Below are 21,434 nucleotides of genomic sequence, written 5' to 3'. Positions count from 1 at the left end.
GGACGCGGCGGCTGCTCCACCACCTGACGACCGGACGCGGTGCCTACTCCACCACCTGCTGCCCCTCCGGCTGCGCACTGCACGAGGCGCGGAACGTGCAGTGGGCGCAGTGGGTGCCGGTGGTGGGCGTGAACCGCTCGTCCAGGACCTTCCCGGCGGCTGTGGCGAGCAGGTCCGACACCCACTCGCCACTCAGCGGTTCCTGCGCCTGGACCTTCGGGAAGGCGTCGCCGCCCTCCTTCTTGGGGGCGGGCTGGCGGAGCTGGACCAGTTCGGCGCCGCCGGGCTCGGGCCGGCGGCCGTCGAAGACCTCGTCCACCGCTCCCTCGCGGACCGCCAGCTGGTAGACGGCGAGCTGCGGGTGGGTCGCCACCTCGTCCTTGGTGGGCGCGCCCTTGCCGGTCTTGAAGTCGACGACGTACGCCCTTCCCTCGGCGTCCTCCTCCACCCGGTCCATCGAGCCTCGGATACGGACGGCGTACGCGCCCGCCTCCAGGGTCACGTCGAAGTCGTGCTCGCTCGCGGCGGGGGTGCGGCCGCCACGGTCCAGGACGTGCCACTTGAGGAAGCGTTCCAGGGCGGCGCGGGCCTGCTCCTTCTCCTGGTCGGACTTCCAGGGGGCGTCGAAGGCGAGGCCGTTCCAGACGGAGTCCAGGCGCTCCATGAGGACGTCGAGATCGGCGGGCGTACGGCTGGAGGCGACCTCGTCGGCCAGGACGTGGACGACGTTGCCGAACCCCTGGGCGGCGGAGGCCGGGGCGTCGGCCTTCACCTCACGGCCCAGGAACCACTGGAGGGCGCAGGTGTTGGCGAGCTGGTCCAGCGCGGAACCGGACAGGGTGACGGGCTGGTCGCGGTCGCGCAGGGGGACGGCGGAGCGGGTGGGCTCGTCCAGGCCCCACCAGCGGGAGGGGTGGGCGGCGGGCACGAGCGGCTGGCCCTCGTCGTCGGTGAGCGCGGCGAGCCGGGCCAGGCGGTGGGCGGCGGCGTCGCGCAGGGCGTCGGAGGCCGCCGGGTCGACGGTGGTGGCCCGCAGCTCCGCGACGAGCGCGGCGACGGCGAGGGGGCGGCGCGGGCGGCCGGTGACATCGCGGGGTTCGACGCCCAGCTCGGCCAGGAAGCGGGAGGGCTGGTCGCCGTCGTCGGCGGGGGCCTTCACGGCGGTGACGACCAGGCGCTCGCGGGCGCGGGTGGCGGCTACGTAGAAGAGGCGGCGCTCCTCGGCGAGGAGTGCGCCGGGCGTGAGGGGTTCGGCCAGCCCGTCGCGGCCGATCCGGTCCGCCTCCAGGAGGGAGCCCCGGCGGCGCAGGTCGGGCCAGAGCCCCTCCTGGACCCCGGCGACGACGACGAGCCGCCACTCCAGGCCCTTGGAGCGGTGGGCGGTCATCAGGCGTACGGCGTCGGGGCGGACCGCCCGCCGGGAGAGGGTGTCGGCGGCGATGTCCTGGGCGTCGACCTCCTCCAGGAAGTTGAGCGCGCCACGCCCCCCGGTGCGCTCCTCGGCGCGCGCCGCCGTCTCGAAGAGGGCGCACACCGCGTCCAGGTCGCGGTCGGCGTTGCGGCCGCCCGCCCCGCCGCGCAGGGCGGCCCGCTCCAGCCGGCCGGGCCAGGGGGTGCCGTTCCACAGGGCCCACAGGGCCTCCTCGGCGGTGCCGCCGCCTTCGAGGTGCTCGCGGGCCTTGCGCAGGAGCGCGCCGAGGCGCTGGGCGCCGTGGGCGTACGCCGGATCGTGGGTGACCAGGCGCTCCGGCTCGGCCAGGGCGCGGGCCAGCAGCTCGTCGGAGGGGGCGGGGACCGTGACCCCGGCGGCACGCTCCTCGTCGCGCAGGGCCCGGCCGAGGCGGCGGAGGTCGGCGGTGTCCATGGAGCCGAGGGGGGAGGTCAGGAGGGTGAGGGCAGTCTCGGTGTCGAGCCAGGGGGGCGCCGCGGCCGTGCCCTCCTTTTCATCGGCCCGGTCCGGGTGGAGCGCCGCCGTGGCCACCGTGCGCAGGGCCGTCAGCAGCGGGGCGACGGCCGGTTCGTGGCGGAGGGGGAGGTCGTCGCCGTCGACCTCCAGGGGGACGCCCGCGGAGGTGAGGGCGCGGCGGACGGCGGGCAGCGATCGGCCCCCGGCCCGTACGAGCACGGCCATCTCGCGCCACGGCACCCCGTCCTCCAGGTGGGCGCGGCGCAGCAGGTCCGCGATGTTGTCCAGTTCGGTGGAGGCGGTCGGGTAGGTGTACGTCTCCACCCGGCCGCCCTCCCGGACGGCGTGCAGCTCGCGGTGGGCGCGGACGGTGTCGGCGGGGAGCCGGGTGAGCGGCATCCGGCGGGTGAGCAGCCGGGTCGCCGCCAGCAGGCCGGAGCCGGAGCGCCGGGAGGCGGTGAGGACGCCGACGGGGGCGGGGGTGCCGTCGGCGCGGCGGAAGGTGTCGGGGAATTCGAGGATGCCGTTCACGTCGGCGCCCCGGAAGGTGTAGATCGACTGGTCCGGGTCGCCGAAGGCCACCAGCGTGCGGCCGCCTCCCGTGTCGCGGCCGCGACCACGGCCGCCGCCTCGGCCTCCGTCCTCCGTCCCGGCGTGCGCCCCGCCTGTCCGGCTCGCGGCTCCGGCGTACGCCCCGCGCCCGCGCTTCCGCCCGCCGCTCACCGGGTTCCCGGCGAGGGCGTGCAGCAGGCGCACCTGCGCCGGGTCGGTGTCCTGGTACTCGTCGACGTACACCGCGTCGTACGCCTCCGCCAGCCGCGCGGAGACCTCCGGGCGCTCCGCGAGCAGCACGGCGCGGTGGACCAGCTCCGCGTAGTCCAGGACGCCCTGGGCGTCGAGCACGTCCAGGTACTCGGCGAGGAACTGGGCCGCCGCACTCCAGTCCGGGCGGCCGGTGCGGCGGGCGAAGGCGGCGAGCGCGTCCGGGGCGAGCCCCAGTTCGCGGCTGCGGGCGAGCACGGCGCGCACCTCGTCCGCGAAGCCCCGGGTGGTCAGGCAGGCGCGCAGTTCGTCGGGCCAGCGGACATGGGCGAGCCCCTCCTTCTCCAGGTCGAGCTGGCCCGCGAGCAGATCGCGGACGGTGACGTCCTGCTCGGGGCCGGAGAGCAGCCGCAGCGGATCCGCGAAGAGGTCGGCGTCCTGGTGGGCGCGGACCAGGGCGTAGCAGTACGAATGGAAGGTGGTGGCCTGCGGTCCGCGCGCCGCGCCGAGCCGGGCCGCCATCCGGTCGCGCAGTTCGACGGCGGCCTTGCGGCTGAAGGTGAGGACGAGGATGCGGGCGGGGTCGGCGCCCCGGTCCACCCGGGCCGTGACGGACTCCACGAGGGTGGTGGTCTTGCCGGTGCCGGGGCCCGCGAGGACGAGGAGCGGTCCCCCGGCGTGGTCAACCACGGCGCGCTGACCTGCGTCAAGGAGAGGAGGCTCCACCGAGCCCGGCGGGGTGCGCACCAGACGGTACGCGCCCGTGGTCCGCGACCGTGGTTCACGGTGCGGACTGTGCCGGGTGGAGGAGGAGAAGCTCACGTGGATCGCCGGTCCTGGTGGGTCTGCGGGGTCGTGCGGCCCGTACGGGTCGTGCGTCGTACGGGCCGGGACAGGTCATGGGGGACGAGGAGAGGGGCGCGCGCGGTGCGCGGTGACGACGCTACGCCAGGGGCGGCGCGGGAGGCGGCGGGTTCCCCGCGTCCCTCGTCACGCCCGCGCCCGCGTCCGGCCGGGCGGGGGCTGCGGAACGGGCTCCGCACCCGGCCCCGGCGCATGCCCTCAGGTGTGACTTTCCTCGCCCCCGGGGGCCGGGGCGCCGTCCCAGCGCGCCCGGCGCATGTCCAGCCGGGGCAGATGTCCGTCCGCCCGGCGCGAGGCGTCGCGCAGCGGGGTTCCCTCCGCGCGGTAGTGGCCCAGCGCCCGCAGCTCGTGGCCCGGGAGCAGCGCCCCGTCCGCCCGCACCACGCGCCACCAGGGCACGGCGGAGCCGTACAGCGCCATGACCCGGCCGACCTGCCGCGGGCCGCCGTCGCCCAGCCACTCCGCGACATCGCCGTACGTCATGACCCGGCCCGGCGGGATCAGGTCCGCGACATCGAGGACCCGCTCCGCGTACTCCGGCAGCTCGCCCGGCTGCTCCCCGCCGCCCGTCGCGTCCGTCTCGTCCTGGCTCATCCGCCCCATCCTGCCGCACGCCACCGACAGCCCGGCCGGAACCGTATCGGTATGTGCACCGAGCGTGCGCGCAGGTGCAAAGGGGCGTATGTTGCGCATCCCGCGCCCGTGCGACGCACCCTGATGCCCCCCTCCGTCTCCGGGCCGTGCCACCATCATCCGGGCGGTGACCGGTGATACGAGACAACCAAGACGAACCAGAGGCGACGAAGGAGCAGGGCGTGCAGCCACCGAAGGCGGCGGACGCCTCCGATGCCGGAGAGCGCCCGCCGAGCGCGCCGGAGCCCACCGGACAGCGCCGGGAAGAGCGTGCGCCGGAGCCCCCGGGACAGCACCGCGAGCCGCGCACGCCGGAGCCCGCCGACACGGTCCGGGCCGACGCCGCCGCGCCTGCCGCCGACGGCCCCACCGCCTCCACCAGCGGCCGTCTGACCGGCTCCACGCTCGCCTCCGCCGAGGCCGCCCTGACCGACCGGGTCTCCGGTGACGAGCCGCTGCTGCCCGCCCGGGTGCACCGCCCCTCCGACCTCATGCGGCTGCTCATCGGCATCGCCGCCATCGGTGTGCTGTTCGCCATCGCGGCGTTCGCCCAGGGCACCACGACCGGCCTCGAGGACGACATCTCCAAGGGCACCGAACAGGCGCCCGACCTGCTGATCAAGCTGGCCGGGCTGGTCTCCAGCATCGCCGTGCTGCTCGTGCCGGTGGCCTTCGCCATCGAGCGGCTGATCAAGCGGGACGGGCTGCGCATCGCCGACGGCGTGCTGGCCGCCGTGCTCGCCCACGGCGTGACCCTCGCCACCGACCTCTGGGTCTCGCGGTCCGCGCCCGGCACCATCCAGGAGGCCCTGACCCAGCCGCAGCCGGGCGCCGGGCTGACCGATCCGGTGCACGGCTACCTCGCCCCCGTGATCGCGTACATGACCGCCGTGGGGATGGCGCGGCGGCCGCGCTGGCGGGTCGTGCTCTGGGCGGTGCTGCTGCTCGACGCGTTCGCGATGCTCGTCGGCGGGTACACCACCCCGTTCTCGATCATCCTCACGGTGCTGATCGGCTGGACGGTGGCGTACGGAACGCTGTACGCGGTCGGCTCCCCGAACGTCCGCCCCACCGGCCAGCACCTGATGGCGGGGTTGCGGCACGTCGGCTTCCGCCCGGTCGCCGCGATGCGCACCGAGGACGCCCCGGACAAGGACGGCACCGACCAGAACGACCGGGGGCGCCGCTATCTGGTCACCCTGGAGGACGGGCCGCCGCTGGACGTGACGGTCGTCGACCGGGAGCAGCAGGCCCAGGGGTTCTTCTACCGGGCCTGGCGCCGGCTGACGCTGCGCGGGATCACCCAGCGCCGCTCGATCCAGTCGCTGCGGCAGGCGCTGGAGCAGGAGGCGCTGCTCGCGTACGCGGCCATCGCCGCCGGGGCGAACGCGCCGAAGCTGATCGCCACCTCCGAGCTGGGCCCGGACGCGGTGATGCTCGTCTACGAGCACATCGGCGGCCGGTCGCTGGACCAGATGGAGGACGAGGAGATCACCGACGACCTGGTGCGCAGCGCGTGGCACCAGGTGAAGGCGCTCCAGTCGCGCCGGATCGCCCACCGCAGGCTGACGGGTGACGCGCTGCTGGTGGATCGTTCCGGCAGGGCGTTCGTGACGGATCTGCGCGGCGGTGAGATCGCCGCCGGCGACCTGGTGCTGCGGATGGACGTGGCCCAGCTGCTGACCACCCTGGGGCTGCGGGTGGGGGCCGAGCGGTCGGTCTCCGGGGCGCTGGCCGTCCTCGGCCCGGACGCCGTCGCGGACTGTCTGCCGCTGCTCCAGCCGATCGCGCTGAGCCGCTCCACCCGGGCGACCCTGCGCCGGCTCGCGCGGGAGCGGTCGCAGCAGGAGCGCGACGCGGTGCTGGAGGCCTCGCGGGCGGCCAAGGAGGCGCGCGCCCGGGAAGGGGCGGCAGCCGCGGAGGGCGGGCCGGACGCGACCGGGCGGAAGTCCGAGCAGAGAAGCGGCCACAAGGCCGAGCGCAAGTCGCTGCGGACCGAGAAGCAGGCCGAGAAGCGGGCCGTGGACGATGCGCTGGAGGAGGCCCGGGAAGGGGATCTGCTCGCCCAGATCCGGCAGCAGGTGCTGCTGATCCGGCCGCAGGCGCCGGTCGAGCCGGTCCGCCTGGAGCGGATCAAGCCGCGCACGCTCTTCAGCTTCATCGCCGGGGCCATCGCCGCGTACTTCCTGATCTCCCAGGTCACCCAGGCCGACTTCGGGGTGCTGGTGGAGGAGGCGGAGTGGGGCTGGGTGGCCGCCGCGCTCGGCTTCTCGGCGCTCAGCTACATCGCGGCGGCGATGAGCCTGCTGGGGTTCGTGCCGGAGCGGGTGTCGTTCCGGAAGACCGTGCAGGCGCAGGTGGCCGGTTCGTTCGTGAAGATCGTCGCCCCGGCCGCCGTGGGCGGTGTGGCACTGAACACCCGCTTCCTGCAACGCGCCGGAGTGCGCCCCGGTCTGGCCGTCGCGAGTGTCGGGGCCTCGCAGCTCTTCGGCCTCGGCTGTCACATCCTGCTGCTGGCCCTCTTCGGCTATCTGACGGGGACGGAGAAGACCCCGGACTCGCTGACCCCCTCCCGTACCGTGATCGCCGGTCTGCTGACGGTCGCGGTGCTGGTGCTGGTGGTGACGGCCGTCCCGTTCCTGCGGAAGTTCGTGGTCACGCGGGTGCGGTCGCTCTTCGCCGGGGTCGTGCCGCGCATGCTGGACGTGGTGCAGCGCCCGCAGAAGCTCGTCACCGGGATCGGCGGGATGCTGCTGCTGACCGGTGTGTTCGTGCTCTGTCTGGACGCGTCGATCCGGGCGTTCAGCGGCCCCGACGTCACCCAGCTGAGTTACGCGAGCATCGCCGTGGTCTTCCTCGCGGGCAACGCCCTCGGCTCGGCGGCCCCCACCCCCGGCGGTATGGGCGCGGTCGAGGGCGCCCTGACGCTGGGCCTGATCGCGGTCGGGCTGCCGATGGAGGTCGCGGCGCCGGCGGTGCTGCTGTACCGCGTGATGACGCTGTGGCTGCCGGTGCTGCCGGGGTGGATCTGCTTCAACCAGCTGACCCGGAAGGGCGAGCTGTAGGAACCCGGGGACGGAAACGCCCCGGGGGCGCACCACCCGCATGGACCGCGCCCCGCGCGCGCTCCGGCGCCCCGCCGCACGATGGAGCCCATGAGGACTTCCCCCGCTCTGCGTGCCGCCGCCCTCGCCACCACCGCCGTGCTGCTCCCGCTGGCCGGCTGTTCGGACGGCGGCGGAGGGGGCGGGGAGGGCGGCTCGACCCCGACCCGGGCCTCGACCGCCTCCCCCACCGCCACCTCCGGGAAGCTGGCGACGCAGAAGCTGGAATGGTCGGCCTGCTCCGCGCCGAACGTGGCGCAGGGCGGCGGGGAGTCGCCCTCGCCGCTGCCCGGCGGCGCGGTCTGGGAGTGCTCCTTCATGGACGTACCGCTGGACTACGCGAAGCCGGACGGCCGGACCATCGAGCTGGCGCTGATCCGGGGGAAGGCCAAGGACCAGAAGCGGCGGATCGGGTCGCTCCTGTTCAACTTCGGCGGCCCCGGCGCCTCCGGCGTGGCGACCCTGCCGGCCTTCGGCGCGGACTACGACCGGCTGCGCGCCCGCTACGACCTGGTGAGCTTCGACCCGCGCGGGGTGGGGCGCAGCGAGGGCGTGGAGTGCGCGGACGACGCCCAGCTGGACGCCCTCTACCAGGAGGACGGCACGCCGGACGACGCGGCGGAGGAGAAGGAGTTCGTCCAGGGGCAGAAGGACTTCATCGCCACCTGCGAGGAGAACTCGGGCGCCGAACTCCCCTATGTGGGGACGACGAACGCCGCCCGCGACATGGACCTGATGCGTACGGTCCTGGGCGACGACAAGCTGCACTACTTCGGCATCTCCTACGGCACCGAGCTGGGCGGCGTCTACGCCCACCTCTACCCGGACAAGGTGGGCCGGGCGGTCTTCGACGCGGTGGTCGACCCGACCAAGGACGCCGAGCAGTCCTCGCTCGGCCAGGCCCAGGGGTTCCAGCTCGCCTTCGACAACTTCACCGAGAACTGCGCGGACCGGGGCGACGAGTGCGCCCTGCCCGGCGCCACCGGCCAGGAGGTCCAGCAGTGGATCACCGACCTCCTGGCGCAGTTGGAGAAGGAGCCGGTCGACGGGCTGGGGGACCGGCCGCTGACCCAGACGCTGGCCACCACCGGCATCGCCTCCGCGCTCTACTCCAAGGAGACCTGGCCGCTGCTGGAACAGGGGCTGGACGAGGCCGAGGGCGGCAACGGCGCCCTGCTCCTCGCCCTGGCCGACTCGCTGAACGGCCGCTCCGAGGACGGCCGCTACGACAACTCCAACGCCGCCAACATCGCGATCAACTGCGCCGACAGCAGACAGCGCTTCACCCTGGAGCAGACGAAGGCGGCCCTGCCGGCCTTCCGCAAGGCGTCCCCGGTGTTCGGGGAGTACCTGGGCTGGGGGCTGATGAGCTGCACCGGCTGGCCGGTCGCGGGCGCCTGGGAGACCCCGGACGTCAGCGCCCCCGGCTCCGCGCCGGTCCTCGTCATCGGCAACACCGGCGACCCGGCCACCCCGTACGCGGGAGCCAAGGCGATGGTGGAGCAGCTCGGTACGGGCGTGGGCGTCGAGCTGACGTACAAGGGCGAGGGCCACGGCGCGTACAACAGCAAGAACGCGTGCGTGCAGCGGGCCGTGGACGGCTATCTCCTGAACGGTACGGTGCCGAAGTCGGGCACGGTCTGCGGGTGACCCGCGCTCCGGCCGCCCACTCCCCCGGATCCGTCCCCGACGCGCTGTCAGAGGCGCCGCTTAGCATGGCGGGACAGAGCACACGCCCGTCGCGTCACCACCGGCCGCGGGCCTCGGGGAGGGGAGCCGGACCATGACCGCGCGTCGCAGGACCCGTGGGAGAGCCGTGCGGGCGGGGGCTGCCCTGCTGGCGGCGGGGCTGCTCGCGGGGTGCGGTCTGCCGGGTACGGACCGGGAGCCGGACGCGACCACGGACGGCCGCCCCCGTGACTCCTCCGCCTCCCCTTCGCCGGAGCTGAAGGACACGCCCGGGTCCCCGGCCCTGCCCTCCTCCCTCACCTCCCAGCGCCCGGACTGGAAGCGCTGTACGGCCCCGCCCGACGGCCGGGCGCCCGGCCGCGACTGGCGCTGCACGAGCGTGACGGTGCCCCTGGACTACGGGAAGCCGTCCGGGGAGACCATCTCCATCGCGCTGATCCGCAAGGAGGCCCGCGACAAGGACCGCCGGATCGGCTCGCTGCTGTTCAACTTCGGCGGCCCCGGCGGTTCGGGGGTCGGCATACTGCCGCGCGCGGCCGGTTCGTACGGGAAGCTCAACTCCCGCTACGACCTGGTGGGGTTCGATCCGCGCGGGGTCGCCGCCAGCTCCGGGGTGCGCTGCCGCACCGACGAGGAGCAGGAGCAGGCCTTCCGCACGGTGGACCTGACCCCGGACACGGCGGCCGAGGAGACGGCGTTCATCGAGGACGGCGCGGCCTTCGGCGCGGGGTGCGAGCGCCGCTCGGGCACGGTCCTCCCCCATGTCGGCACGTCGAACGCCGCCCGTGACCTGGACCTGATCCGCCAGGTCCTCGGCGACGACAAGCTGTCGTATCTCGGCTTCTCGTACGGTACGGAGCTGGGCGGGACGTACGCGCACCTCTTCCCCGGCCGGGTGGGGCGGGTCGTCCTGGACGCGGTGGTCGACCCGACGGCCGACGGCATCGGGCACGCCCGCAATCAGGCCACGGGGTTCCAGCGCGCTTTGGAGAACTACCTCAAGGACCGCGGCCAGGACCCGAAGACAGGCTCGGAGCGGATCGCCCGGCTGCTGGCCCGGCTCGACGAGAAGCCGCTGCCGACCTCGTCGGGGCGTGAGCTGACCGAGTCCCTCGCCATCACGGGCATCGTCACGCCGCTGTACTCGCGGTACAACTGGCCAGAGCTGACGGCCGCCCTGGACGAGGCGGAGAAGGAGGGCAGGGGCGACGGCCTGCTCCGTCTCGCCGACTCGTACAACGGGCGCGACGAGGACGGGCGCTACGACACCCAGGCGCACTCCCAGCGGGCGATCTCCTGCGCCGACTCCAAGGCCCGCCCCACGGTCGACGAGGCCCGCGCGCTGCTGCCCGAATTCCGCGGGCTCTCCCCGGTGTTCGGGCCGTTCCTGGCCTGGGACACCGCGGGCTGGTGCGCCCGGTGGCCGGTCGACGGGGAGCGCGAGACGCCGGAGACCAGTGCGCCGGGCGCCGCGCCGATCCTGGTCATCGGCACGACCGGCGACCCGGCGACGCCCTACGAGGGGGCGCAGCGGATGGCCGACGAGTTGGGCAAGGGCGTCGGCATCATGGTCACCAACAAGGGCGAGGGGCACGGGGCGTACGGCGAGAGCCCGTGTGTGACCTCGGCCGTGGACGCGTACTTCCTGGACGGGAAGGTTCCGGACGACGGCCTGACCTGCGGGTGACGCGTACGGGGAAGGGGCCGGTCCACACCAGGTGGACCGGCCCCTTTTCCGTACGAAGAAACAGGACGAGCGGGACTACAGAGGCACGGGCAGGCTCTAGTAGACCGGCTTCTCGGGCTCGATCTGGTTGACCCAGCCGATCACGCCGCCGCCCACGTGCACCGAGTCGGCGAAGCCCGCCGACTTGAGGACCGCGAGGACCTCGGCGCTGCGGACACCCGTCTTGCAGTGCAGGACGATACGGCGGTCCTGCGGAAGGTCCTGGAGGGCGGTGCCCATGAGGAACTCGTTCTTCGGGATCAGCTTGGCGCCCGGGATCGAGACGATCTCGTACTCGTTCGGCTCGCGGACGTCGATGATCTCGATCTTCTCGTCCCCGTCGATCCACTCCTTGAGCTGCTTGGGAGTGATCGTGGAGCCGGCCGCCGCCTCCTGGGCCTCCTCGGAGACGACGCCGCAGAAGGCCTCGTAGTCGATGAGTTCCGTGACGGTCGGGTTCTCGCCGCAGACCGCGCAGTCGGGGTCCTTGCGGACCTTGACCTGGCGGTACTGCATCTCCAGGGCGTCATAGATCATCAGACGGCCGACCAGCGGGTCACCGATGCCGGCGAGCAGCTTGATGGCCTCGGTCACCTGGATCGAGCCGACCGAAGCGCAGAGCACGCCCAGCACGCCGCCCTCGGCGCAGGAGGGGACCATGCCCGGCGGCGGGGGCTCCGGGTAGAGGCAGCGGTAGCAGGGGCCGTGCTCGGCCCAGAACACCGAGGCCTGGCCGTCGAACCGGTAGATCGAACCCCAGACGTACGGCTTCTTCAGCAGCACGGCGGCGTCGTTGACCAGATAGCGGGTGGCGAAGTTGTCCGTGCCGTCCACGATCAGGTCGTACTGGGCGAAGATCTCCTTCACGTTCTCGGCTTCGAGCCGCTCCTCGTGCAGGATCACGTCGACGTACGGGTTGATGCCCAGCACCGAGTCCCTGGCGGACTGCGCCTTGGACCGGCCGATGTCGGCCTGGCTGTGGATGATCTGGCGCTGCAGGTTCGACTCGTCGACCTCGTCGAACTCGATGATGCCCAGCGTGCCGACCCCGGCCGCGGCCAGGTACATCAGGGCCGGTGAGCCGAGACCGCCGGCGCCCACACAGAGCACCTTCGCGTTCTTCAGGCGCTTCTGTCCGTCCATCCCGACATCCGGGATGATCAGGTGGCGGGAGTACCTGCGGACCTCGTCGACGGTGAGCTCGGCGGCTGGCTCGACCAGGGGTGGCAGCGACACAGGAACCTCAACAATGCAGGTGGTCGGATTTACGTACATCGACTGCGCGTACATCGACTACGTACGGTTGTTCTTCCGGTAACACTGCCACGCCCCTTCTCATTCCGAGATACCAGGTCCGATCCGCGAGACGATTTCGTCCCAGTACCTGGGCAGCGCCGCGAATGGATCGGTTTGTCCGCTCCGTCCGTCGGTGCTCTGCCCGCCCCGGTCCGTGAAGAAGATCGTTCCGGCGCCCTGCCAGCGGGCGACGCGCATCGCCTCGTCGAGATGGGTGCGGGGCACCCCGTGGACGAAGTGCGCGAACCGGCTCGGCGGATAGTCCGCCGTCCACTCGGCCACCTGCGACCAGCGGTAGTCGGTCCACGGGCCCTGGAAGGTCACCAGTTGGTCGGCCGCCTCCGCGTATCCGGGGTGGGGCTGGGTACCGTGGCCGAGGACGAGCCGTCCGCCGTCGTCCGCGCTGTCGCTCTCCGCCAGCAGCGCGTGGAGGGTGGCGGTGAGCCGGCGGACGGCGGGCAGCTCGGCCCGCTCGGTGGGGCAGCGGGCCAGGTAGAAGCCACCGACCCGGTACCAGTCGACGAAGGAGCGGGCGTCCGCGATCAGCTCGTCGAACGGCCGCTCGCCGTGGGCCAGATCGAGATGGCCGAGGAGCCGGCCGCCGCAGGCGCGTACGGAGTCGTCCGGCTCCTCGCCGTGCAGGGCGCGCTCCCGGGCGTTGCGGAGCCGCCCGGCCGCCGCCAGGCAGTGCGGGTCGGGCCGGGTGCCGGGGCCGCCCGCGATGTTGAGGACGGCCCAGTGGAGCGGGGTGCCGGGGCGGGCCAGCTCGGCCCACTCGGCGGGGGCGAGCAGCGGGTGGGCGTAGCCGGGCACGCCGAAGCCGAGCTGCTCGCCGCCCGCGGTCCTGAGGGTGTCGGCGGGGGCGGTCAGATACGGCATGCCGCCTCCATCCAGATGTCCGCGAGCGACTCCTCCAGATTGATCCGGGGGCGCCAGCCGAGCCGGTCCCGGGCGGTGCGGACGTCGGCCTGCTGCCAGGCCCCGCAGCCGTCCGGGTAGGGGGACGGGGTCGCGGAGAGGTGCTCGATCACCGACTCGGCGGAGGTGCGCGGGGCGCCGATGGGGAGGCGCGGAGGCGGCGAGTCCAGTTCGTGGAGCGCGCCCGCGTACCCGGCGACCCGCGCCAGCACGGCGGCGGCGTCCCGGAGCCGGACGGCGCGCCCGGTGCCGATGTTGACGACGCCCTGGGCGGCGGAGAGCGAGGCGGCGTGGACGGCCCGGGCCACGTCCCGTACGTCGACGAAGTCCCGCTGCACGCCGAGGCCGCTGAGCTTCAGCTCGCCGTCGCCCGCCTGCATGGCCCGGCGCATGGCCTCGGCGAGCCGGCCGAGGGGGGAACCGGCGGGGGTGCCGGGGCCGACGGGCGAGAAGACCCGGAGCACGACGGCGTCCAGGCCCGAGCCGAGCACCAGCTCGGTGGCGGCGAGCTTGCTGACGCCGTACGGGCCGCCGGGGCGCGGGATGGCGTCCTCGGCGGTGGAGGAGCCGGGCTGCGAGGGGCCGTACTCGGAGGCGCAGCCGACCTGGACGAGCCGGGCCCCGCAGCCGCTGCGGCGCAGGGCCTCGCAGACGGTGGCGACGGCGACGGTGTTGTGGCGGGTCAGTTCCCGGGCGCCGCCGCGGGTGGCGCCCGCGCAGTTGACGACGACGCCGGGGTGGACGGCGTCCAGGAAGCGGGTGAGCGCTCCCGGGCTCCCGCCCGCGAGGTCGAACCGGACGTCGGCGTCGTCGCCGCGCCCGAGGGCCGTGAGGTGGACGGCGGGGTCGGCCAGCAGCCGGTCGGCGACGAAGCGGCCGAGGAATCCGTTGGCTCCGAGCAGCAGCACCCTCATCGCGCACCGCCTCGGTGCCGACGGCGTGCTGCCGGTGCGGGGGACTGGGGGGTCATGGCGGGTTACTCCTTGGTGGATCGGTCGATCGGTGGGTCGGTCCGGTGGGGAACGCCCGCGGCGTCGGCTCCGCGGGAGTGGTGCGGTGGTGCGGTTCGGGGGGTGGCGGTTTCGGGGGTACGGGGGCGGGGCCGGTCAGGTCCTCGTGTGGGCGGAGGCCCGGGAGAGCGCGGCGGAGGCGTGGACGAGCAGTCCGAGCGCCGCCGCGCCGCAGGCCAGGGCGGGGACGGCTCCGGTGCCGCCCGCCTCGACGAGGGCGTGGACGGGCCGGGCCAGCGGATCGAGGCCGGGGAGCCGGGCGGCGAGGACGAGGGCGGGGGCCGCGGCCTCCACGGCACAGGCGGCGGCCAGCGCGGCGGTGCCCGGTTCGGGCAGTCCGTGGGCGGCCAGCAGCCGGGCCAGGAAGAACAGCACCCCGAGGGCGGCGGCCGCGACCGGCGCCCCGGTGCCGCCGAGGCCGAGGTCGGCCAGGTGCAGCAGGGGCAGCAGGGCGCAGAGGAAGAGGGCCACGGACCCCAGGAGCAGGGGGCGCACTCCCGCGCCGAACTCGTCCAGTGCGCGGCTGCCGCCGAGTCTGCGGCGGGCCCGCACGGTGAAGAGGTGCGCGCACCAGGCGGCCGGGGCGATGGCGGCGGCGAGTCCGAGCAGCGGGGCGGGCGCCGGCTGCCAGGGTCCGTCCGGGCCGCCGCTGATGACTTGGGCGATCAGCTCCTCGCCGTACACCGCGAAGCTCAGGAGCCAGCAGGCGTACAGCCCGGCGCGGCCCGCTCCTTCGGGGGCGCGCAAGGGCCCCCGGCCGAGGCAGAGCCGGAGCGCCAGGCAGGCCAGAAGTGCGCCGGTGAGGGTCACGGCGGCCCGCGCTCCCCCGCCGAGCGCCCCTTCGGTGAGCCGGAGCGCCCCGGCGGTGGCGAGGCAGGCGGCGCCGGGCAGCAGCGCGAGCAGCGTCCACCCGGCGCGGGTCCCGGCGTCCGGGCGGGGGGCCGCGGCCACCGGGGGCGGGGCCTCGGCGGGCCCGGCCGGGGTGCGGGCGTACAACTCCTCGGCCAGCGCGAAGACGTCCCGGTGCCGGTAGCGGGCGGCGGTCCGGTCGGTGAGCCCGTGGGCCTCCAGGCCGGCGGCGATCTCCAGCGGGCTGACGGCCCGTTCGCAGAGGGCGCGATGGTGGTGCATCAGCGACTTCACGGGGTCGGCGGGCCCCCGGCGCACGGGGACGGAGTGCCTGCGCTGCCCGGCGCGCGCCGGGATCTCGGCGGGGCGGAGGGGAACTGGGACGGGGGCTTCCGTAGCCCCGGCGGCGGGCGGGGCGGGGCGGGGGTCGTCCGTGGCCTCGGCGGCGGGCTCGGCGGGAACGGCGGGCACAGCAACGGGAGGCGTTGGGGCAAGGGTTTCCCTAGCCCCTGCAGCAGGCTCGACGGGCTCAGCATGCGCGGTATGCGCGGTATGCACGGTATGCACGGCAGGCCCAGCGGGCCCGGCAGCCTCAGCGCCGGGACGCGTTGGGGCGGGAGCCTCCATAGCCCCCGCAGCGGGCTCGACGCGCTCAGCAGCCCCAGCAGCCCCGGCAGGCACGGCGGGCCCGGCGGCGGGAAGCGTTGAGGCAGGGGCGTCCGTAGCCCCCGCGGCGGACTCGGGCTCAGCAGCCCCGGCGGCGGGCTCGACCGGCTCGGCGGCGGCCGGGGTGGTGTCGGCAGGCACCGTGGTCCCTTCTCGCTGTTCGGGGCGGGTCGGTCGGTCACGCATCGCCGTCCCCCGGTCCCCGCTCGGCGGCCGCACAGACGCGCACCCGCTCCCCGGCCGTCGCGCGCTGCCCGGCCCCGGCACGGACCTCAGCCGCCGCACGCTCCTCAGCCGCCACCGCCTGCCCCTCCCCCACCGCACGCTCGGACCCGTCCGCCGCCGAGGCAGCGGCCCGGTACGGTCCGGTCAGCGCGGCCCGGGGCCGGGTCCAGGGCCCGGGGAGGCGGGCCTCCGGTGGGGTGGCGAAGAGGAGGGGATCGCCGTCGGGCTCCCGCCGGACCGGAGCCTGCGAGATCAGCTCCAGGTAAATGCCGCGAAATGCCGCGAGATTCTGTTCGACGGTGAAGAGTTCGAGCGCGCGGGCCCGCGCCGCCGCACCCAGGCGCGCACGGCGCTCGGGGTCGCGCAACAGCGCGATGCAGGCATCCGCGAGCGCCCGGGGGTTGCGCGGGGGCACGACCAGGCCGGTGCCGCCGATGACCTCGACGACGGCTCCGACATCCGTGGAGACCGTGGCCCGGCCGCAGAGCATCGACTCGACGAGGCCGATCGGGAAGCCTTCGACGACGCTGGAGAGGACGGCCACACCGCCCGCCGCGTAGGCCTCCGCGAGGTCGGGGACCTCGGGGCCGCCGATCTCCTCGAAGGTGACCGGGCTGACGCCCTCGGCGTGGGCGCCGGCGGCCTCGTCGGGGAAGAGCTGGGCGGCCAGCGCCCGGCAGTGCGCGAGGTACGTGGCGGCCTCCTCGCCCTCCGCCGGGGCGCCGAAGATCCGCAGCCGGGCGTCCGGTTCGGCACGGCGGACCTCCGCGAAGGCATGGAGCAGGGCGATCAGGTCCTTGGCGGGCTCGATCCGGCCGACCCAGACCAGGGTGTCCGGGCCGCCCCGGTCGTCGTGCTCACCGACCCGGGCGAACCGCTCGGCGGCCATGCCCGGGTAGACCGTGCGCTGCTTGGCCGGGCCGGCGCCGCACCGCTGCTGCCAGCGGCGTACGTGGGTGTTGCCCGCGACGACGAGCGCGGCCTGCCGGTAGACCTCGGCGGCCAGCAGGGCGTGGAGGCGGGCGAGGAGGGCGCGGACCGGAGCGCCGAAGGGCGCGTCCGGCGCGGCCAGGTGGTGCGCCCGGAGCTGCACGGCGTGCTCGGTGATGAGCAGCGGCACCCCGAAGAAGCGTTTGGCCAGCAGCCCCGGGATCGCGGCGGCCCCGCCGGAGGCGGCGTGGCAGAGGTCGACCGCGCCGAGGCTCTCGGGGTCGTACCAGTCGAGCGAGAGCGGGCGCAGGACGCGCTCCAGCTCGGCGGCGAAGGCGAGGTGGTCCACGACGGTGGCGCTCCGCACGATGTGGCCCGCGCCCCGGGCTCGGGCGGCGGCCTCCAGGATCCGTACGGTGGTCTCGGAGCGCAGGGCGAGGGGGAGTCCGCCGCGCTCGCGGGCCAGCTCGGCCAGGCCGTAGAAGCCCTCGGTGAAGAGTTCGGCGCCCGGGGCCCCGTCGGTCGCGGGGTCGGCGCCGGCGTCCTCGGAGGCGCAGGCCGCGGTGGCGAGCTCCGTCAGACAGGCGGCGAAGCGCCTGCGGTCGCGCCGGCCGTAGGAGACGCCCCCGCCGGTCACCAGCCGGGCCAGCAGGCCGCGTTCACCGCTGCCGCGCGAGGTGCCGTCCTCCGGTGTCCAGAGCGGCGCGGTCCGCACCCGGCCGACGTGGTGCGGCAGCCGGACCAGGCCCTGGTCCTCCTGCCCGGCGGAGCGGCTCAGCGCGAAGAGGTCGAACTCGTGCTGCGGCAGCCCGCGCACCAGCCGGTCGCACCAGAGCCTGGACTCACCGGTCGCATACGGGTAGCCACCCTCCGTGAGCAGTCCGATCCGCACGAGCACACCCCCGATCTCCCTTGTGGGCAGCCGCCGTTGGAACGGCGACTCGCAGCGGGACGACCGTAAGCGGACAGGCCGGTGGCGCGACGGACGGTTGTCCGTCGCGCCACCGAAAGGGGTGAACCGTCGTAACTTTCCCGCCCCCGTCGCGTTCCGTCGCGATAAGGCGGTCCGTTGTCACGGAGGGTCAGGCTGCGGCCAGCTCCTTGCGGGCCGCCCGGCGGGCCGCCGCGAGCCCGGGATCGAGCGCGGGAACGGCCGCCAGCAGCTGCCGCGTGTACGGGTCCCGGGGGTTCTCGTACACCTCGTCGGCGGGGCCCTGCTCGACGATCAGGCCGCCGCGCATGACGGCGACATGGTCGCTGACCTGCCGGACCACGGCGAGGTCGTGGGCGATGAAGACCAGGCCGACGGAGAGTTCCCGCTGGAGTTCGGCGAGCAGGGCGACCACCTGGGCCTGGGTGGTGACGTCGAGCGCGGAGACCGCTTCGTCGCAGACGATGACCTTCGGATCGGCGGCCAGGGCGCGGGCGATCCCGATGCGCTGGCGCTGCCCGCCGCTGAACTCGTGCGGGTAGCGCTCGAAGTGCGCCCGGTCCAGCCCGACGCGCTCCAGGAGTGCGCCCACCCGGTCCCGTACGCGCTCCTCGTCGCGCTCCCCGGCGGCCCGCAGCGGGTCGGCCACGGACTCCCCCACCGAACGGCGCGGGTTGAGGGAGGCGACGGGGTCCTGGAACACCATCTGCAGCTCGCGCCGGAAGGGCCGCAGCTCCTTCTCCGACAGCGAGCCGATCTCCGTACCCCCGTAACGGAGGCGGCCCGCCGTCGGGTCCAGCAGCCGGACCAGCATCCGGCCGAGCGTGGTCTTGCCGCTGCCGCTCTCCCCGACGACGCCGAGCGTCCGCCCGGCGTGCACGGCGAGCGAGACCCCGCCCACGGCCACCGTCCGCCCGCTCCCCCGCCCGAACTCCCGCCGCAGGTCGAAGGCTTCGAGCAGCGGTACTTCCGCCACTCTGCCGGGCGGCGGTACGGAGGCTTCCGCGCCGCTTCCGAGCAGCCGTACGGGGGCCTCCGCGGCGGCTTCGAGCAGCGGTACGGAGACCTCGCCCGCGCCCCCGTCGGCGGCACCCCCCACGGCGGCGCGCGGGGAGGGCACCGCACCCGGCGGCCCCGCAGGCACCACCCTCCGCGTCTCCACCCTCGGCACCGCCGCCAGCAGCTCCTTCGTGTACGCCGCGCGCGGGGAGCCGAGCACCCGGGCCACCGGCCCGCGCTCCACCTCCCGGCCGGCGCGCATGACCAGCACCTCGTCCACGCTCTCGGCGGCCACGCCCACATCGTGGGTGACCAGCAGCAGCCCCATGCCGGTCTCCTGGCGGAGGTCGTGCAGCAGGTCCAGGATCTGGGCCTGGACGGTGACGTCGAGCGCGGTCGTCGGCTCGTCGGCCACGATCAGCCGGGGCTCGCAGGCCAGGGCCATCGCGATGAGCGCCCGCTGCCGCATCCCGCCGGAGAACTCGTGCGGGCGGAGCCGGGAGCGGCGGGCCGCGTCCGGGATGCCGACCCGGTCCAGCACCTCCACGGCCCGGGCGCGGGCGGCCCGGCGGGAGACGCGGCGGTGGACCCGGAGGACCTCCGCGATCTGGTCGCCCACCGGGTAGTAGGGGTCGAGCGAGGAGAGCGGGTCCTGGAAGACCAGGGCGGCCCGCGCGCCCCGCAGGGCCCGCAGTTGGCGGTCGTCGGCCGTGTTCACGTCCGTACCGGCGACGCGGACGGTGCCGCCGACCCGGGCGCCGGTCCCCCGGTGGAGGCCGAGCAGGGCGTAGGCGGAGGCGGACTTTCCGGATCCGGACTCCCCGACCACGGCGAGCGCGCCGCCCGCCTCCAGGGTGAAGGAGAGCCCGTCCACGGCCCGTACGGAACCGAAGTCGACGGTGAGACCGGCGACCTCCACCAAGGGCTCCGCCAGAGGCTCATACGTTGTCATGACAGGACCACCCGTCGGTCGGCCAGCGCGTACAGCAGGTCCGCGACGGCATTGGCGAGGACGACGAAGAACCCGGTCACCAGCACCATGCCGACCACCACGGGCAGGTCGACGAGCTTGACCGCGCTGACCAGTTCGCGCCCGATGCCGGGGATGCCGAAGAGGGATTCGGTGAGCACCGCGCCGCCGAACATCGTGCCGAAGTCCAGGGCGCTGAGCGCGATGACGGGTGCCACCGCGCCCCGGAGCGCGTGGCGGCCGACGAGGGCCCGCTCCCCGACCCCGTACGCGCGGAAGGTGCGCACATGGTCCTCGGCGAGCGTCTCCAGCATGGCGCTGCGGGTCAGCCGCGCGTACTTGGCGGACTCGATCAGCGCCAGCGACGCCCAGGGCAGCAGCAGCCCCCAGGCCCACTGTTCGGGGTCCTCCGCGAAGGGGACGTAACCCGGGGCGGGCAGCCACTGGAGGGTGGAGCAGAACACGATGATGAGCAGCAGCCCGATGACGAAGACGGGCGTGGCCGAGCCCGCGAGGGTCAGCCAGGTCAGGACGCGTTCGGTGGGCCGGCCGCGCCGCCAGGCGGAGAGCACGCCGGTGCCCACGCCGAGCAGCAGCCACCCCGCGAAGGCGCCGACGACCAGCGAGCCGGTGACCGGGAGCTTGGCCAGGATCAGCTGGGTGACCTGCTGGTCGGACTGGTAGGAGACGCCGAGGCAGGGCGCGGAGCAGTGCTCCACACCGGTGCCGGTGGAGAAGTCCCGGCCCGCGACGATGCCCTGGAGGAAGTGCCCGTACTGCACGTACAGCGGGTCGTCCAGCCGAAGTTGGCCGGTGACCTGGGCGAGCTGGGCGGGTGAGCAGCGCGGGCCGCAGACGAGCTGGGCGACGTTGCCGGGGGCCACGTAGAAGATGCCGTAGAGGATGGCGGTCAGGGCGAACAGGACGAGGACCGCTCCGCCGAGCCGCCGGATCAGGAACCCGGTCATGCCCCGCCCCCCTTGCTGTTCTTCGTGCCCACCCGCAGCCGGGAGGCGGCGCGCGGGTCGAGCGCCGTGCGGATGCCCTCCCCGAGGACGGTGAGGGCGAGGACGGTGACGAAGAGGAGTCCGGCGGGGAGCAGCAGATAGGTGGGGGCGGCCTGGTACCAGGTGTTGGCCTCCGTGAGCATCTGGCCCCAGGACGGGGTGGGCGGTTTGATGCCGACGCCGAGGAAGGAGAGGGCCGCCTCCGCGACGATGTTGGAGGGGAAGGCCAGGGCGCCGTACGTGATCACGGGGGCGGCGAGCGAGGGCAGCAGCTCGCGGCGGGCGATGGCCCATCTGCCGCGCCCGCTGAGCCGGGCCGCCGCGACGAAGTCGAGGGACGTGAGCGCGAGCGCCTGGGCCCGCACGATCTTCGAGATACCGGACCAGCCGATGCCGCCGAGGACCAGGGCGATGAGGACGGGCCGGGGGAAGGTGTCGGGCACGATCGCCAGGAGCGCCAGGGCGATGACCATGAGCGGCAGGGCGACGTTGATGTCCGTGATCCGGCTGAGGAGCTGGTCGACCCAGCGGCTGCCGAGCGCGGCGGTGAGGCCGATGACCAGGCCGAGGGTGATCTGCAGGACGGTGGCGACGAGGGCGACGCCGAGCGAGACCCGGGCGCCGTGGACGATGCGGGCGAACAGGTCGCGTCCGGTCTGGGGTTCGACGCCGAGCCAGTGGTCGGCGCTGATGCCGCCGAAGGGGCCGATGGGGACGCCGCCGGCCGCCGAGTCGACGAGGTCGGGGTGGTAGGTGTGGGGGTCCTGGCCCGCCAGTGCGGTGAGCAGCGGCGCGGCGAGTGCGACCAGGACGAGCAGGAGGACGACGAGGGCCGCGGCGGAGGCCGCGCGCTGGGCGCGCAGCCTCTGCCGGAACGACCGGGCCCCGGGGGCGGGGGCGACGGCCGGCGCCGCTCCCGCCTCCTGGACCAGCAGGGCATCGGACATGG

At 74.7% G+C, this 21,434-nt stretch carries 13 protein-coding genes; 3 read left to right on the top strand and 10 right to left on the bottom strand.

Annotated elements, in window-relative coordinates; genetic code table 11:
* Positions 1 to 43: 43 nt before the first annotated feature.
* Together ACQ9ZG_RS23150 and ACQ9ZG_RS23145 are read right to left on the bottom strand one after the other, a co-directional pair.
* Positions 44 to 3,490, bottom strand: coding sequence for an ATP-dependent helicase (locus ACQ9ZG_RS23150; protein WP_499281192.1), 3,447 nt, complete (start codon positions 3,488 to 3,490; stop codon positions 44 to 46).
* 240 nt (positions 3,491 to 3,730) lie between these two features.
* On the bottom strand, positions 3,731 to 4,126 hold the full coding sequence (locus ACQ9ZG_RS23145) for an MGMT family protein (RefSeq protein ID WP_032754831.1): 396 nt from the start codon (positions 4,124 to 4,126) through the stop codon (positions 3,731 to 3,733).
* 221 nt (positions 4,127 to 4,347) lie between these two features.
* On the opposite strand from ACQ9ZG_RS23145, the gene ACQ9ZG_RS23140 reads away from it, so the two are divergent.
* From ACQ9ZG_RS23140 to ACQ9ZG_RS23130, 3 genes are all read left to right on the top strand, one after another.
* Entirely contained in the window at positions 4,348 to 7,230 is a 2,883-nt protein-coding gene (locus ACQ9ZG_RS23140) for a lysylphosphatidylglycerol synthase domain-containing protein (RefSeq protein ID WP_028416267.1), read from the top strand.
* 90 nt (positions 7,231 to 7,320) lie between these two features.
* Positions 7,321 to 8,919 (top strand): alpha/beta hydrolase, encoded by a 1,599-nt coding sequence (locus tag ACQ9ZG_RS23135; protein ID WP_109915558.1) that lies wholly within the window; start codon positions 7,321 to 7,323, stop codon positions 8,917 to 8,919.
* Positions 8,920 to 9,052: 133 nt separating this feature from the next.
* Positions 9,053 to 10,645 (top strand): alpha/beta hydrolase, encoded by a 1,593-nt coding sequence (locus ACQ9ZG_RS23130; RefSeq protein ID WP_109915559.1) that lies wholly within the window; start codon positions 9,053 to 9,055, stop codon positions 10,643 to 10,645.
* A 96-nt stretch (positions 10,646 to 10,741) separates the two neighbouring features.
* On the opposite strand, the gene moeZ is transcribed toward ACQ9ZG_RS23130, so the two are convergent.
* The 8 genes from moeZ to ACQ9ZG_RS23090 all read right to left on the bottom strand — a co-directional run bounded on the left by moeZ (position 10,742) and on the right by ACQ9ZG_RS23090 (position 21,432).
* Positions 10,742 to 11,920, bottom strand: a complete 1,179-nt coding sequence (moeZ, locus tag ACQ9ZG_RS23125; RefSeq protein WP_018489147.1) for an adenylyltransferase/sulfurtransferase MoeZ — start codon at positions 11,918 to 11,920, stop codon at positions 10,742 to 10,744.
* A 99-nt stretch (positions 11,921 to 12,019) separates the two neighbouring features.
* The gene (locus ACQ9ZG_RS23120; RefSeq protein WP_499281191.1) at positions 12,020 to 12,859 is read right to left on the bottom strand and encodes a spherulation-specific family 4 protein; all 840 of its coding nucleotides are present in this window, start codon (positions 12,857 to 12,859) and stop codon (positions 12,020 to 12,022) included.
* Entirely contained in the window at positions 12,847 to 13,812 is a 966-nt protein-coding gene (locus ACQ9ZG_RS23115; RefSeq protein WP_018489149.1) for an NAD-dependent epimerase/dehydratase family protein, read from the bottom strand. Before ACQ9ZG_RS23115 ends, ACQ9ZG_RS23120 begins: the two co-directional genes overlap by 13 nt.
* A gap of 192 nt (positions 13,813 to 14,004) precedes the next feature.
* Positions 14,005 to 15,228 (bottom strand): hypothetical protein, encoded by a 1,224-nt coding sequence (locus ACQ9ZG_RS23110; protein WP_499281190.1) that lies wholly within the window; start codon positions 15,226 to 15,228, stop codon positions 14,005 to 14,007.
* Positions 15,229 to 15,601: 373 nt separating this feature from the next.
* On the bottom strand, positions 15,602 to 17,470 hold the full coding sequence (locus tag ACQ9ZG_RS23105; RefSeq protein WP_499281631.1) for a DUF3492 domain-containing protein: 1,869 nt from the start codon (positions 17,468 to 17,470) through the stop codon (positions 15,602 to 15,604).
* 190 nt (positions 17,471 to 17,660) lie between these two features.
* Positions 17,661 to 19,460: a dipeptide ABC transporter ATP-binding protein gene (locus ACQ9ZG_RS23100; protein WP_499281189.1), complete on the bottom strand. Its 1,800-nt coding sequence runs from the start codon at positions 19,458 to 19,460 to the stop codon at positions 17,661 to 17,663.
* On the bottom strand, positions 19,457 to 20,446 hold the full coding sequence (locus ACQ9ZG_RS23095) for an ABC transporter permease (protein ID WP_028416259.1): 990 nt from the start codon (positions 20,444 to 20,446) through the stop codon (positions 19,457 to 19,459). The genes ACQ9ZG_RS23100 and ACQ9ZG_RS23095 overlap by 4 nt, the downstream gene beginning before the upstream one ends.
* The gene (locus ACQ9ZG_RS23090; RefSeq protein WP_499281188.1) at positions 20,443 to 21,432 is read right to left on the bottom strand and encodes an ABC transporter permease; all 990 of its coding nucleotides are present in this window, start codon (positions 21,430 to 21,432) and stop codon (positions 20,443 to 20,445) included. Before ACQ9ZG_RS23090 ends, ACQ9ZG_RS23095 begins: the two co-directional genes overlap by 4 nt.
* Between the last annotated feature and the right edge of the window lie 2 nt (positions 21,433 to 21,434).

This window comes from Streptomyces araujoniae (genome assembly GCF_050871195.1).
GTDB lineage: Bacteria > Actinomycetota > Actinomycetes > Streptomycetales > Streptomycetaceae > Streptomyces > Streptomyces bacillaris.
This window is presented reverse-complemented; position numbering and strand designations above follow the sequence as displayed.